At 71.5% G+C, this 12,234-nt stretch carries 11 protein-coding genes; 4 read left to right on the top strand and 7 right to left on the bottom strand.

What is annotated here, in order from left to right:
* Positions 1 to 43 precede the first annotated feature (43 nt).
* Positions 44 to 757: a TetR/AcrR family transcriptional regulator gene (locus AB0G47_RS19670; RefSeq protein ID WP_360771268.1), complete on the top strand. Its 714-nt coding sequence runs from the start codon at positions 44 to 46 to the stop codon at positions 755 to 757.
* Here AB0G47_RS19670 and AB0G47_RS19665 read toward each other — a convergent pair.
* On the bottom strand, positions 752 to 1,117 hold the full coding sequence (locus AB0G47_RS19665) for a MerR family transcriptional regulator (protein WP_360771265.1): 366 nt from the start codon (positions 1,115 to 1,117) through the stop codon (positions 752 to 754). The genes AB0G47_RS19670 and AB0G47_RS19665 overlap by 6 nt on opposite strands.
* Positions 1,118 to 1,180: 63 nt before the next feature.
* Here AB0G47_RS19665 and AB0G47_RS19660 point away from each other — a divergent pair, with 63 nt between their 5' ends.
* On the top strand, positions 1,181 to 2,464 hold the full coding sequence (locus tag AB0G47_RS19660) for an MFS transporter (RefSeq protein WP_360771262.1): 1,284 nt from the start codon (positions 1,181 to 1,183) through the stop codon (positions 2,462 to 2,464).
* Here AB0G47_RS19660 and AB0G47_RS19655 read toward each other — a convergent pair.
* The 4 genes from AB0G47_RS19655 to AB0G47_RS19640 form a co-directional block, all read right to left on the bottom strand.
* Positions 2,439 to 2,915, bottom strand: a complete 477-nt coding sequence (locus AB0G47_RS19655) for a (2Fe-2S)-binding protein (protein WP_360771259.1) — start codon at positions 2,913 to 2,915, stop codon at positions 2,439 to 2,441. The genes AB0G47_RS19660 and AB0G47_RS19655 overlap by 26 nt on opposite strands.
* A 10-nt stretch (positions 2,916 to 2,925) precedes the next feature.
* Entirely contained in the window at positions 2,926 to 5,271 is a 2,346-nt protein-coding gene (locus AB0G47_RS19650) for a molybdopterin cofactor-binding domain-containing protein (protein ID WP_360771256.1), read from the bottom strand.
* Between the two features lie 114 nt (positions 5,272 to 5,385).
* Positions 5,386 to 5,985: a TetR/AcrR family transcriptional regulator gene (locus tag AB0G47_RS19645; RefSeq protein ID WP_360771253.1), complete on the bottom strand. Its 600-nt coding sequence runs from the start codon at positions 5,983 to 5,985 to the stop codon at positions 5,386 to 5,388.
* A 5-nt stretch (positions 5,986 to 5,990) separates the two neighbouring features.
* Entirely contained in the window at positions 5,991 to 6,686 is a 696-nt protein-coding gene (locus AB0G47_RS19640; RefSeq protein ID WP_360771250.1) for a type 1 glutamine amidotransferase domain-containing protein, read from the bottom strand.
* Between the two features lie 117 nt (positions 6,687 to 6,803).
* On the opposite strand from AB0G47_RS19640, the gene AB0G47_RS19635 reads away from it, so the two are divergent.
* Positions 6,804 to 7,769, top strand: coding sequence for a LysR family transcriptional regulator (locus tag AB0G47_RS19635; protein WP_360771247.1), 966 nt, complete (start codon positions 6,804 to 6,806; stop codon positions 7,767 to 7,769).
* A 12-nt stretch (positions 7,770 to 7,781) separates the two neighbouring features.
* Here the strand turns inward: AB0G47_RS19635 and AB0G47_RS19630 are convergent, their stop codons facing one another.
* A complete protein-coding gene (locus AB0G47_RS19630; protein WP_360771244.1) occupies positions 7,782 to 8,174 on the bottom strand; it encodes a nuclear transport factor 2 family protein in 393 nt (130 codons plus the stop codon).
* A gap of 137 nt (positions 8,175 to 8,311) precedes the next feature.
* Between AB0G47_RS19630 and AB0G47_RS19625 the strand changes: the two genes are divergently transcribed.
* Entirely contained in the window at positions 8,312 to 8,899 is a 588-nt protein-coding gene (locus tag AB0G47_RS19625; protein ID WP_360771241.1) for a PadR family transcriptional regulator, read from the top strand.
* Here AB0G47_RS19625 and AB0G47_RS19620 read toward each other — a convergent pair.
* Positions 8,869 to 12,123 (bottom strand): cytochrome P450, encoded by a 3,255-nt coding sequence (locus AB0G47_RS19620; protein WP_360771238.1) that lies wholly within the window; start codon positions 12,121 to 12,123, stop codon positions 8,869 to 8,871. The two genes, AB0G47_RS19625 and AB0G47_RS19620, sit on opposite strands and share 31 nt — an antisense overlap.
* Positions 12,124 to 12,234: the final 111 nt, after the last annotated feature.

Below are 12,234 nucleotides of genomic sequence, written 5' to 3'. Positions count from 1 at the left end.
GTTCCCTGGGGTCAAGGGGGCCGGAGCTACGGAGGCGGCGGTCATGCCGAAAGGGAGAGAAGCGGGGTCGGGGGCGCCCCAGGGGCGGCGCGCGAGCGACCGCGGACGTTATGGGCGGCTGAGCCGCGAGCGGGTGCTCGCCACGGCCGTGGAGGTCGTCGACCGCGACGGACTCACCGGCCTCAGCATGCGCAAGCTCGGCGCGGAACTGGGCGTGGAGGCGATGGCCCTCTACCGCTACGCACCCAGCAAGAGCGACCTCCTGGACGGCCTGGTCGAGGCGTTCTGCCTGGAACTGGAGGCGGATCTGGCAGAGCAGCCGGAGGAGCCCCAAGTCGCCGACTGGCAGCGGGAGTTGCACCGCATCGCCCTCGCCACCTACCGCGTGGCCCTGCGCCACCCGAACGTGGTCCCGCTCCTGGCCACCCGTCTGCTGTCCACCCCGCTGGCCCGGCGGCCCACGGCCGTGCTGCGCAGCGACGAGCGGGTCCTTGCGCTGCTGCGGGACGCGGGGCTGAGCGACCGCCGCACCGTCCGGCTGCACCGGGCGTTCACCGCGTGGCTGCTCGGCTATCTCCTCGTGGAGCTGCGGGCCATGGACGACGAGCCGGGCGAGCCGGACCCCGCCTTCCGCCTCGGTCTGCACCGCATGCCAGCGCAGGAGTTCCCGCAGCTGCGGGCCATCGCCCTGGCCCTGGACGACCGGGGCGGGCCCGGTCAACTGGCCGCGGGGCTCGACGCGTTGCTCGGGTCATGAGTTGCCGTTGCGTACGGCGTCGAGGTACTCCGCAATGGCGTCCCTGTTGCGGCTCAGGCAGTTCACGCGCTCGGTCATGCGGTCCCGCTGGTGCTCCAGAGTGGCGATCATCTCGGGCGTCGCGTCCGGGAAGTAGATGGTCCGGGGCTTGTCGAGGCACGGCAGGATCTGTTTGATGATGCGGGTGGGAAGGCCCGCGTCGAGCAGCCCGCGGATCTGCAGGACCCGGTCCACGAAGCGCTCGTCGTATTCGCGGTAGCCGTTCGCCGCGCGCTCGGCCATGATCAGGCCCTGCTCCTCGTAGTAGCGCAGCAGTCGCCGGGGTGTGCCGGTGCGCTCCGACAGCTCTCCGATCCGCATGTGCCGACCTCGCAGCCTTTTCCTTGACCTTCACATCAATGTGAGGGTTCGAGCATAGGCGACATGAGCAACCACACCACACAACACGTGGGTTCCCCGGGCGGATCCGGGACCCAGAAGCTTCCCCTCGCCGCACTCCTCGCCCTCGCCACCGCCGTCTTCATCACCAGCCTCACCGAGACCCTGCCGGCCGGGCTGCTGCCCGCGATGAGCGCCGACCTGGGCGTCGGCGAGTCCGCGATGGGCCAGACGGTCACCATCTACGCGATCGGCACCGCGCTCACCGCGATCCCGCTGACGGCGGCCACCGCGGGGTGGCGGCGCAAGCGGCTGCTGCTGACCGCGATGACCGGCTTCGCCCTCGCCAATACGGTCACGGCGGTCTCCGGCAACTACCCCCTGACCATGGTGGCCCGGTTCGTCGCGGGCGTGGCGGCCGGTCTCGCCTGGGCGCTGCTCGCCGGATACGCCCGCCGCCTGGCACCGGTCCAGCTGCAGGGCAAGGCGATCGCCATAGCCATGGCCGGCATCCCCCTCGCCCTGTCGCTCGGCGTGCCCGCGGGGACCTTCCTGGGCAAGGCGCTCGGCTGGCGCGTCGCGTTCCTGCTGATGACCGTGCTCACCGTCGTACTGCTCGCCTGGATCACCGTGTCCGTGCCCGACCACCCCGGACAGCGGCGCGAGGGCCGCACCCCGGTCCTCTCGACCCTGCGCATCCCCGGCGTGACGCCGGTCCTGACCGTCACCCTGGTCTTCGTCCTGGCCCACACCATCCTCTACACCTACATCGCCACGTTCCTCGACCACCTCGGCATGGGCGGCTCCACCGACCTCGTCCTGCTCGTCTTCGGCGCCGCCTCCCTGCTGAGCATCTGGATCGTGGGCGCCCACATCCACCGCAGGCTCCGTACGCTCACCATCGCGAGCGCCCTGCTGGTCGCCGTGGCCGCCGCGCTCCTCGCGGTGCTCGCCGAAAGCCCCGCCCTCGTCTATGTGGCGGTGACGCTGTGGGGGCTCGGCTGGGGCGGCGCGCCCACGCTGCTTCAGACCGCCGTCGGCGACGCGGGCGGCGATTCGGCGGACGCCGCGCAGGCCATGCTCGTCACCCTCTGGAACGCGGCCATGGCGGGCGGCGGCGTCGTCGGCGGCATCCTCCTCGGACAGTTCGGCCCGGAGTCCTTCCCCTGGAGCGTCCTCGCTCTGCTCGTACCGGTGCTCGTGGTGGTGGCCGCCGCCCGCAGGCACGGCTTCCCCGCCCGGCGCGCGGCGGCCCATTCCGGACCCGATGCGGCGCCGGAACTCACCGAGTACGCAAAGGAGTTCACATCCGCTTCGCCCCGGCCTTGATGGCCTCCCGGATCCGGGTGTACGTGCCGCAGCGGCAGATGTTGCGGATCTCGTCCAGGTCGCCGTCGCTGATCTCACGACCGGCGTCGGCGGCCTGCCGCACCTTGGCGACCGCGGCCATGATCTGCCCCGGCTGGCAGTACCCGCACTGCGACACGTCGAGCTCCAGCCAGGCCTCCTGCATGGGGTGCAGTTCCTTGCCGACCGTGCCGGGCAGGCCCTCGATCGTGGTGACCTCGTCGTCGGTGCCGATCTTCGACACCGGCACCGAACAGGGGTTGAACGCCTTGCCGTTGATGTGCGACGTACAGGACTGGCAGACACCGAGACCGCAGCCGTACTTGGGTCCCGTGACACCGAGCAGATCGCGCAGGACCCACAGGAGGCGTACGTCGTCCTCGGCCTCGACGGTGATCCGCTCGCCGTTGAGCTTGAAGGTGTGGCTTGGCACGGAAGACTCCTCAGTAGGCGCGGTCGAGACCGTCGGTCGGGGACTGCGGGGTTGACGGCTCGAGCGGCAGCGGTTCGAAGCTGAGCGTGCCGTGGTTGATCGGGAAGCTGGTCGGCAGCGTCCCGGTGGCGCGTGCGTAGGCGCAGGCGATCGCGGCGAACGCGGGAGCGACCCCCAACTCGCCCGCACCGGACGGCTTGTCGCCGGTGCTTGGCATCACGACGACCCGCAGGTCGGGCGGGGTGTTCCACTGCCGGGTGTAGAAGTAGTTGTCCCAGCTGCCCTCCAGCGGGATGCCGTCCTTGATGTGCAGGCTGGAGGTGAGCGCCATGGCGAGGGCGTCGTTCATGCCGCCCATCATCTGGGCCTCCAGGCCACGGGGGTTGATGGCGAAGCCCGCGTCCACGACCATCAGGGCCTTGCTGACGCGCGGTCCGGTGACTCCGTCCCTGACCTTCCGGTTCACCGTCTCGGGCCGGCAGTCGATCTCGACGAGCGCGGCGACCGCTCCCCGGTACTCGGAGTGCAGCGCGATGCCCTGCGCGACCCCGGCGGGAAGGGACTTGCCCCACGCGCCTTCCTCAACTGCCTTGTCCAGTACGGCCCGCAGCCGCTTGTCCTTGAGGAACTCGCGGCGGAACTCCACCGGATCCTTGCCGAGCTTCCCCGCAAGCAGGTCGACGACCAGCTCCCTCGCGCACGCCACGTTCGGCGAGTAGATGTTGCGCATGCTGCCCGTGTTGAACTTCAGCGGCACCTCGTTGAGGAGCTGCGTGGTCACCCCGAAGTTGTACGGAGTGGACTGGGTCAGCTGGAAGATGGTCTCGGCGAACGTCAGATTGCCCGCCACCGGCAGCTTCGCCGCCGTCGACGTGATCATCTCGCCAAGGCCGTGCCCGAAGTCGGTCTCTGAACTGGTGTGCCGCTGCTCGTAGCTGAGCACATTGCCGAGCGCGTACGTCGCGCGGACCCGTGAGACGCACATCGGATGCGTGCGCCCCTGCCGGAAGTTGTCCGTACGGGACCACGACAGCTTGACCGGCTTGCCCATCTTCTGCGAGATCTCGGCGGCTTCGGCGGCCACGTCGTGGAAGAGATGCCGCCCGAACGAGCCGCCGCCCTCGATCACATGCACGGTGACCGCCTTCTGGGGCAGCCCCAGCCGCGTGGCGATGTCCCGCTGGGCGACGATCGGCACCTTGAGGCTCGACCAGATCTCGGCCCGGTCGGCGCGCACGTCCGCGATCGCGTTGTCGGGCTCAAGCGGGCTGTTGCTGGCGAACGCGAAGGTGAACTCGGCGTCGACCTTCTTGGTGAGCAGCGGCGGCACCACCATCGGCAGCGCCGCCTTCTTGAGCTTGGCGAGGACGGTGTCGTCCGACTCCCCGTCGACGGTGCCACGGCCCCAGGTCACCTTCAGCGCCCGCAGCGCGTCGATGCACTGGCCGAACGTCTCGCCGCGCACCGCCACACCGTGCTCGACGGTCACGACATCGGTGATGCCCGGCATGTCCCGCACCGCGTCCGCGTTCTCCACGGACACGACCGTGCCGTTGATCGTCGGCGGCCTGCGCACCATCGTCGGCTTGGCGTCCGGGACGTGCATGTCCATCCCGAACGTCTTCTTCCCGGTCACGGCGGCCAGCGCGTCGACCCGGTTCTGCGGGGTGCCGAGGACGGTGAACTCCGAGGGGTCCTTCAGCCGGGCCGAGGCCTGGACGACCTGCGTGCTGGCCGCCGCCTTCGCGAGTGATCCGTACGTGGTGCTCTTCTCGGCGCCGTACGCGATGACGCCGTCCTTGGTGGTGAGTTCGGACGCGTCGACGCCCCACTGCTCGGCGGCCGTCGCGACGAGCCGCTGCCGGGCCACGGCCGCCGCGACGCGCACCGGGCGGTACATGCTGCGCATCGAGTTCGAGCCGCCGGTCAGCTGGTTCATCAGGAGTTCAGGGCGGGCGTCGGCCATCGTCACCTTGACCTTGCCGATGGGCAGGTCCATCTCCTCGGCGATCATCATCGCGACCGCCGTGGTCATGCCCTGGCCCACCTCCGCACGGGGCACCGCGAAGGACGCGGTGCCGTCGGTGTGCACCTGGACGGCGATCAGGCCCGCGGTGGGCGCCGCCGCCAGGTTCTGCAGATCGCCGAGGTCGAGGAGGTTCTCGGGCTGCGGCGGCGACGGCACCACGGCCTCGGCGCTCTCGCCGGACGAGTCGACGCCGAACCGTACGCCGACGGCCAGCGTGGGCGCCGCGAGCAGATAGGCGAGCACCCTGCGGCGGCCGGGCCCCTCGGACCCGTCAGGCCCATTCGGTTCGGCCTCCGCATCCTGTGCCGAACGGCGCTGTGCTGCCATGGGTGCTCCTCCCCGGAACGTGAACGATCAGCCGGGGGAGCCTATGGCGCGGCGGCGGGGGCCGCAGGCAGCGGGCGAAAAATCCACAGGGCCACCACAGGAATTGACCGGAAGTCAGCTCAGCGGCACGTTCAGCGGCGCGTCGGGAGGGGGTGTGACGAGAGGGGGCGTGACGAGGAGTCCGGTCAGGAGCGCGTCCGTCGCGGGCCCGAAGAGGCGTTCCCCCTCGGAGACGGACTCCAGGCCGATGACGAGGGCGATGCACATGTCGGCGGCCTCGGCCGGTTCCACCGTCGCGGGGCCCCCCGCCTCGGCGAACAGGCCGATGAGCAGACGGCGCAGCGAGCCCGTGAAGTCGTGGCAGATGTCGCCGAACAGGCGGGCCTTGTGGTCGAGGAGTTCGGCGGAGTGCGGCGAGTCCCCGGCCAGGCGAAGGACCAGGTCGAGCTTGGCCGCCAGGACGCCCCGGATGCGTTCGGCCCGCGGGGCGTCCGGGTCGGCCGCCGCCCGCTCGGCCCGCTCGAGCGCCTGGGTGTGCAGGCGCCGGGCGAGCTTGCGGAAGGCGTCGTCCTTGTTGCGTACGTACTGGTAGACCGCTGACCGGGACACGCCCATGGTGGTGGCGATGTCGTCCATCGTGGTGCGCCGTACGCCGTACCTGGTGAGGCAGTCGTAGGCGGCGTCGAGGACCTCGTCGAGCCGGTCGGTGCCCATCGGGGTCAGGCCAGCTTCTTCAGGAGTTCGGTGGCCAGCGGGGCGGCGGACGCCGGGTTCTGGCCGGTGACCAGGTTGCGGTCGACGACGACCTTCGGGGCCCACGGCTCGCCCTCCTGGAAGTCGGCGCCCGCCACGACGAGGCGGTCCTGGAGCAGCCACTTGGCCTTGTCGGCGAAGCCGGACTGCGTCTCCTCGACGTTGGTGAAGCCGGTCAGCTGGTAGCCCGCGAAGGCGTTGGAGCCGTCGGCCTTCGTCGCGGCCAGCAGGGCGGCCGGTGCGTGGCAGACCACGCCGAGCGGCTTGCCCGACTCCAGGGCGAGGGTGAGGAGCCTGCCCGAGTCCGCGTTGACGGAGAGGTCCTCCATGGGGCCGTGGCCGCCGGGGTAGAAGACCGCGGCGTAGTCGGCCAGGTCGACCTCTTCGAGCTTGACCGGGTGGTTCAGCTCGTCGATCGATTCGAGGGTGGCGGCGACCTTGTCGGCGCCTTCCTGGCCGCCGTTGAACTCGGGCGCCAGGCTTGCCCGGTCGACGGGCGGGACGACACCGCCCGGCGTCGCGACGACGATCTCGTGGCCCGCGGCCTTGAACGCCTCGTACGGCGCGACGGCCTCCTCGGCCCAGAAGCCGGTCGGGTGCTGGGTGCCGTCGGCCAGGGTCCAGTGGTGGGCGCCGGTCATGACGAACAGGATCTTGGACATGTGTCTCTCCGAGGCTTCCGAGGGTGGAGTACCTGACGTTCCGTGCTCAGAACGTCAGTGCGTTGATGCCTCGAAGGTAGGTCCGCCACCCCAAGGAAATCCAATAGGCTGAGCCATATGGGAGATAAGGATTCCGATGGATCGCCGGGAGCGGCGCAGGCGACGAGTGCCGCCGGCGGTCCGCTGGACCTGAACCTGCTGCGTACGTTCCTGGCGGTGTACCGGTCGGGCTCCTTCACGTCCGCCGCGCGCCTGCTCGGCCTCTCGCAGCCCACCGTCACCACCCAGATCCGCGCCCTGGAGCGGCAGGTCGACCGGGAGCTGTTCGAGCGGCTGCCGCGCGGCGTCGCCCCCGCGCCGTTCGCCGACGCGCTCGCCTCCCGCATCGTCGATCCCCTCGACGCCCTTGCGGCGGTCACCGGTCACGGCGGCCCCCTCGACGGCGCCCCGGCCGGGCCCGTCCATCTGGCGGGCCCGGCCGAGATGCTCTGCCACAGCGCGCTGCCCGCCCTCGCGCCGCTGGTCGAGAAGGGCGTCCGGCTGCGGGTCAGCACCGGCCTGACCGATCCGCTCCTGGACGGGCTGCGCGCCGGACGCCATGACCTGGTGATCTCCACGGCCCGCCCCCGCGGGCGTTCCCTGCACGCCGTGCCGCTGGCCGACGAGGAGTTCGTCCTGGTCGCCGCGGAGTCATGGGTCGAGCGGATCGGCGGCCCCGACCGGATCGCCGTCGAAGGCCCCGCGGTGCTGCACGGAGTCCCACTCGTCACCTACGCCGAGGACCTGCCGATCGCCCGCCGCTACTGGCGGCACGTCTTCGGCAGGCGCCTGACCCGCGAGGCCTCCGTCACCGTGCCCGACCTGCGCGGCGTGCTCTCCGCCGTGATCGCGGGCGCGGGCTTCTCCGTGCTGCCCCGCTATCTGTGCCGCGACGCGCTGGCCGCGGGCAGCCTCGTCCTGCTGCACGATCCGCAGGACGCCCCGATCAACACCGGCTATCTGGTCCAGCGCCCAGGGTCCGCGGACAACCCGCATGTCGCGCTGGTCCGCGACCAGTTGATCAAGGCCGCCCGCGCCTGGTAGCCGCGGTCCTGCTCACCCGGCGGCCGCCTCCTCGGTGATCCGCTCCCACTGGGCGCCCATGGCGGCGGCGAGCGCCTGCGCGGCCGACAGCGGACGCACCATCACCGTGAACTCGTCGATCAGGCCGTTCTCGTCGAGGTGGAGGAAGTCGCAGCCACTGATCTCGCGGTCGCCGACGCGGGCCGCGAAGACGAGCGCGGAATCGCGGCCCCCGGCGTCATTGATCTCGCGTACGTAGCGGAAGTCCTCGAAGACGCGCGTGACGCCGCGCAGGATCGCGGCCGTGGTCGCCTTGCCGGGGTACGGGCGGAACACGACCGGGCTGCTGAAGACGACGTCATCGGCCAGGAGCGCCTCGATGGCCGCGTGATCGCCCGCCTCGACGGCCTTGCGGAATGCCTGCATGCCACACCTCACTGCTCGGAAGGACTCGAAAGGACTCGAAAGGACTCAGACGGACTCAGAAGACCCGGGAGGGTCCTGATAGTCAATTTGTTGAGTAGGTGCGTGGGAGACTAATCACATCGGTGTACGGTGTCCAGATGTCTCTGAAGTACGCGGTCCTGGCGGCGCTCCTGGAAGGCGAGTCGTCCGGCTACGACCTGGCCAAGGTCTTCGACGTGTCCGTGGGGAACTTCTGGTCGGCCACGCCCCAGCAGCTCTACCGCGAGCTGGAGCGCCTGGACGGCGAGGGCCTGATCGAGGCGCGCGTGGTGCAGCAGGAACGCAGGCCGAACAAGCGGATGTTCACGCTCACCGACACGGGCCGCCGCGCGCTGCACGCCTTCGCGGCCGAGCCACCGCGCCCGACCGCCATCCGCGACGAACTCCTGGTCAAGATCCAGGCCATGGACGGGGGAGACCCGGACGCCACCCGGGCGCTCCTGGAGGAGCGCGTGACGTGGTCGCGGGGCAAGCTCGCCGGCTATGAACGGCAGCGCGAACGCCTCCTCGCCGGACGTGACGAGGAGGCGTTCCTGCGCGACGCCGAGCGCGTCGGCCCCTACCTCACGCTGATGCGCGGCCGCGCCTTCGAGGAGGAGAACCTGCGCTGGTGCGAGCGGGCCCTGGAGATCCTGGCCCGCCGCGAGACGTCGCCCTACCCGGCGGCGTACACGTCCTCGACGTAACGCCCCGCCCCGATCAGCTCGTCGAGCCACTGCTCGGAGTCCTCGGCGGTGGCCCCCGGTGTGCGGTCCCGGTGGAGGGTGCGGAAGGCGTCGCGTACGCCGGGCGCCATCCGGGAGCCGTCGCCGCAGACATAGACGCGAGCACCGGCGGTGAGCAGCCCCCACACTTCGTCGGCCTCGGCGGCGATGCGGTGCTGGACGAAGGTGACCCCGTCCACCGGTGCCTCGCTGAACGCGGGCCGCAGCGAGACCGCCCCCGCTGCCTCTGCGGCGCGCAGCTCATCGGCGTGCAGGAAGTCGGCGTCCGGCCGGTCGCAGCCGAAGTAGCAGAGCGCGGGCGGGAGTTGGGAGCCCGAGGCCAGCAGCGCGGTGCGGTCAGCGACCGTACCCCGGAAGGGCGCGAGACCGGTGCCCGCGGCGACCATGATGACCGGCGCTGTGCCTGCTGTGTCCCCGTGATCGATACGGAAGGCCTCGCGGCACGGCTGGACACGGGCGAGGACCGTGTCGCCCGGCCGCAGGCCGACCAGATGGCCGGAGCCCGTCCCCCGGTAGAGGCGGCCGCTCCCGGAGCGGGCGGGCGCCTGCAGCAGGGAGACCATCAGGTCCACCTGGCCGGGCCGGACCGCGGGCGAGGAGGACACCGAGTAGTGGCGCGGACGCATCGGCGTGAGCACCTCCAGAAGCGTCGGCCAGTCCAGGGCGCCGCGCAACGCCGGGTGCGCCTCGACCACTTCGAGCAGCGTGCGCCCGTCGGCGGCCCGCGCATGGGCATCGTCGGCCAGGGCGGCGAGAGCGGCCCGCTCCGGCGGGCAGGGGTTGGCCGCGGCGAGCGCGGCCAGCTGCCCGGCGGTCGGGCGCTCCTGCAACTCGACGTGCCGGGACAGGAGTTGGCGGACCGTCAGCGGCCGGTCCACGGCGAGACCGTCACGGCGCGGGCGGCCCGCGCGGATGTCGAGGACGGCGTCCAGGTCCAACCCGAGTGCCCCGGCGGCCCGTTCGACCGATGCCGGGTCCTGGACGGGCAGCACCGTGAGGTGGTCGCCGGTGCGGTAGGTCACGCCGTCGGGCAGCGCGAGCCGCAGGAACCGCTTGACGCGGGGGTGGCCGGGCGCGGTGAGGTCGTACGCCTCCGTCACGGTCATCGGGGCGAGGCCGTGGCGCGCGGCAAGGGCGTCCAGCGGGCCGCCGGTCAGCTCACGGACCTCGTACGCGTCCGAGGCGTGATCCTCTTCCGCTTCCGCCGCGTCGGGGTCGCCGTACCGTTCGAGCAGCGCGGTGCGCAGTCGAGCCGTGAAGTCCCGTATCGCCCCGCCGAGATCGCCCGACGCGTCGGCCGCCGTACGGTCGAGCAGCCGGGTGCCGCCAAGCTCGGCGAGCCGCTCGTCGAAGCGGGTCGGGACGTGCTGATAGGTGGCGGCCCAGTTGCGGTCGCCCACGCCGAGCACCGCGTACGTGACGTTCTCGGCGGTGGCCGCGGGCGCGCCGTCCAGCCAGGAGGCGAAGGCCGCCGCGTCGTCGGTGGGGCGGCCGTTGTAGGAGGCCGCGGTGATGACGACCGGGCGGTCGACGGGCAGCGCCCCCGCGAAGGCGTCCAGCGGCGCCACCTCCGTCTCACAGCCCACCGAGGCCGCCTCGTCGGCGAGTTGGGCCGCGAAGTCCCGGCAGGTGCCGTAGTTGCTGCCGTGCAGGAACAGCGCGCGGGTGCCGGAGCGGACCCTCGCCGGAAGTGTCGCGGTGTCGGGCTCGGCCGCCGCGCGGCGGGCTGTCGCACCCGGCAGTTCGCCGTGCACGCGGTCGGCCGCGGTGCGCGGCGTGAGGGTGAGCGTGAAGCCATCGGGCTTGAGGGTGAGCGTCTCCTTGACGGTCAGCCGGTAGTCGGCGTGGTCGTGAAGGCGGTAGCGGTGGACCAGCATGGCGAGCAGCATCGTCGCCTCGTGCAGCGCGAACTGCCGCCCGATGCAGGCCCGTTCACCGGTGCCGAACGGCTTGAACCCGTGCGGGGAGCGGGCCGCCTCCGCCTCCGGGGTGAAGCGCGAGGGGTCGAAGAGCTCCGGGTTGTCGCCCCACACCGGCTGCCGGTGCAGCATCGGCGTCAGGACCGTGACGCCCTGCCCGGCGCGCAGCGGGATGCGGCCGCCGAGCAGGGTGTCCTCGCGGGCGTGGCGGCCGAACGCGGCGGCCGTCGGCCACAGCCGCAGCGCTTCGTTGAGCACCTGACGGGTGTAGGTGAGCCGTCCGACCTCGTCGAACGTCGGCTCGGGGTCGGCGGCGTCGCCCCAGAGCGCGTCGACCTCGCGGCGCACGAGCCGCAGCACGGCGGGGTGCTTGGCGAGGTAATAGAGGGCGAACGACATCGCGCCTGACGTCGTCTCGTGCCCCGCGATCAGGAACGTGATCACCTGGTTGCGGATGTTGGCGGTGCTCAGCTTCCCGCCGTCGCCGGGATGGCGCGCGGTGAGCATCAGGCCGAGCAGATCCTCGGCGGACTCCGCGGTGCCGGGTGCGTCGGCGCGCGCGGAGACGACCTCGTCGACCACCTGCGCCAGATAGCCGGCGTCGGCCCGGAACGCCGCGTCGGCCGCCGAGTGGTCACTGCCCGGCGTACGGCTCAGACGCGTCATGCTCCACTCCAGGCAGCGCACCATGGAGTCGACGAACGGATGCGGCTCGGCCCGCTCGAAGGACCCGAAGTCATAGCCGAACCCGGCGAGTCCGATGGTGTCGAGGGTCATCCGGGTCATGTCGCCGGGCACGTCCACGGGGCGTCCGTCGCGCGCGCCCCGGTCCCACGACTCGATGAGCCGGTGGGCGACGCGCAGCATGACCGGGTGGTAGGTCCGCATCGAGCCCAGTGCGAACGCGGGCATCAGGATGTCGTGCGCGCGGGCCCAGTCGGGCTCGTCGTTGTACGCGGTGAACAGGCCGTCCGCGGTGAACTCGCGCACGTTCTCCAGGGCGGGCCCGACATGCTTGGCGAACCGCTGCTCGTCGGCGAGTTCGGTGACGAGGTCGAGATCGCTGACGAACAGGGCATCCCTGCCGTGCAGCCGTCGCCGCACCACCGGGCCGTGCCGCCGGGTCAGCTCCATGGCCTGCTGCAGCGGGGCGGACCCGGGGCCGGTCGCGGAGATGTCGATCAGCGGGATGCCGTCGACGTCGATCGTCTGTCCGGTCGCGGACAGGTCCGGGAGCGCTGCGGTGGGCGCGGGTGTGGGGGGCATGGCGCGACAACTGCCTTTCGCCGTACGGAAGTCACTGCCCCCAGCTTGATCGTTCTTACCCCCGGGTCAGTACCGCGCCACTACATGATTGTGTAGTGCCGTCAGCCGCCA

The sequence above is a fragment of the Streptomyces sp. NPDC021622 genome, assembly GCF_040640795.1.
Taxonomy (GTDB): domain Bacteria; phylum Actinomycetota; class Actinomycetes; order Streptomycetales; family Streptomycetaceae; genus Streptomyces.
This window is presented reverse-complemented; position numbering and strand designations above follow the sequence as displayed.

What these genes read in the sequence shown, in the direction of transcription:
- AB0G47_RS19625 (WP_360771241.1), top strand. Translation starts at nt 8,312, where the DNA reads ATGTCTCTGAAGTACGCGGTCCTGGCGGCGCTCCTGGAAGGCGAGTCG.
- AB0G47_RS19645 (WP_360771253.1), bottom strand. Translation starts at nt 5,985, where the DNA reads ATGGGCACCGACCGGCTCGACGAGGTCCTCGACGCCGCCTACGACTGC.
- AB0G47_RS19630 (WP_360771244.1), bottom strand. Translation starts at nt 8,174, where the DNA reads ATGCAGGCATTCCGCAAGGCCGTCGAGGCGGGCGATCACGCGGCCATC.
- AB0G47_RS19635 (WP_360771247.1), top strand. Translation starts at nt 6,804, where the DNA reads ATGGGAGATAAGGATTCCGATGGATCGCCGGGAGCGGCGCAGGCGACG.
- AB0G47_RS19665 (WP_360771265.1), bottom strand. Translation starts at nt 1,117, where the DNA reads ATGCGGATCGGAGAGCTGTCGGAGCGCACCGGCACACCCCGGCGACTG.
- AB0G47_RS19670 (WP_360771268.1), top strand. Translation starts at nt 44, where the DNA reads ATGCCGAAAGGGAGAGAAGCGGGGTCGGGGGCGCCCCAGGGGCGGCGC.
- AB0G47_RS19640 (WP_360771250.1), bottom strand. Translation starts at nt 6,686, where the DNA reads ATGTCCAAGATCCTGTTCGTCATGACCGGCGCCCACCACTGGACCCTG.
- AB0G47_RS19660 (WP_360771262.1), top strand. Translation starts at nt 1,181, where the DNA reads ATGAGCAACCACACCACACAACACGTGGGTTCCCCGGGCGGATCCGGG.
- AB0G47_RS19650 (WP_360771256.1), bottom strand. Translation starts at nt 5,271, where the DNA reads ATGGCAGCACAGCGCCGTTCGGCACAGGATGCGGAGGCCGAACCGAAT.
- AB0G47_RS19620 (WP_360771238.1), bottom strand. Translation starts at nt 12,123, where the DNA reads ATGCCCCCCACACCCGCGCCCACCGCAGCGCTCCCGGACCTGTCCGCG.